The following is a 1,035-nucleotide window of genomic DNA, read 5'->3' as shown; positions in this document are numbered from 1 at the left end:
ATGCAGATTGGGACGAGATATCCAACAAAATGTCTGAGCTAGGCGAAGCGGTTTCGGATACCGCTCAAGATGTTTGGGACGACACTAAAGCCTTTTCAAAACAAGCGTGGCAAGATTTCACGAATTGGTCCGAAGAAGCAATCAATACGGCTGGCGAGTGGACAGATGCCAGTATCGAAAAAAGCAAAGAATGGATAGATGCCGCAGACAAAAAAATTGATGAGTTGATCGAAGGCGACACGCCAGAAGAAGCGCGTCAAGCGATTGATTTGATGGCCGATAGCACCTTACTCAAACTCTTTAATGAAAAACCAGAAGCGAAAGCGATTTACGATAAAGCTTACGGCTACGCCGTTTTTGATTCTCGTAAACTCTCTTTGCTTTTCCACACTAATTCAGGCTCTGGTGTGGCGGTAGATAAGACCACCGAAAAACGCACCTACATGAACATGTTTGGTATGGGGGTGGCGCTCGGCCTCGGCGGCAAGTTTTATCAGCAAGTGGTTGTGTTTGAAAGCAAGCAGGACTTCGATACGTTCGTCAACGAAGGCTGGGAAGCGACCAGCGAAGCTTCAGCAGTTGCAGGCGAAGATGCCGAAGAGTTCTCTGCACAATTCAACAGCGGCGTTGCCGTTTATCAGCTCAACTCAAAAGGCTTACTTATCGATGCGAATGTATCTGGTTCAAAATACTGGGTAAATGAAGAGCTCACCAACGCCCAGTAATTTACCTGCTCTGGTTGAAAACACTTCACAACAACGAATGGTTTCACCGGAATTGATAAAAATCTGAGCATTAAAAATCATAGAATTAACAATCGAGAACGCAAAACTGAGTACCTGAGCAACTTTTTAGGGGTAAGTCACGAGAAGATGGTGACTTCCCTTTCTCGTTGGATTGCTTTTGGTTATGCTTGCGCAAAATTAAATCATGTCAACTCGATGATCGCATGCCTAACCAAAACTTTAACGCGCAACTCGCAGAAGCAATTTCTGCTTTAAACACGCCTAACTTCACCCCAAAATTGATGAGCGT

Annotated in this window: 1 protein-coding gene and 1 pseudogene; both read left to right on the top strand. The window is 44.9% G+C overall.

All coding sequences use genetic code 11. The annotated features are described in order from the left end of the window. Positions 1-725 (top strand): YSC84-related protein (locus R7E47_RS25365; protein WP_318085582.1); only part of this gene is annotated, 725 nt, incomplete at its 5' end. Positions 726-949: 224 nt separating this feature from the next. Beyond that, positions 950-1,035: pseudogene (locus tag R7E47_RS25360) on the top strand (LuxR family transcriptional regulator); the annotation flags it as partial.

Origin of the sequence: Vibrio sp. Vb1026, from assembly GCF_033338745.1 — a bacterium.
Lineage (GTDB): Bacteria > Pseudomonadota > Gammaproteobacteria > Enterobacterales > Vibrionaceae > Vibrio > Vibrio alginolyticus.
The sequence above is the reverse complement of the archived record's forward strand: the minus strand, read 5'-3'. Positions and strand labels throughout refer to the sequence as shown.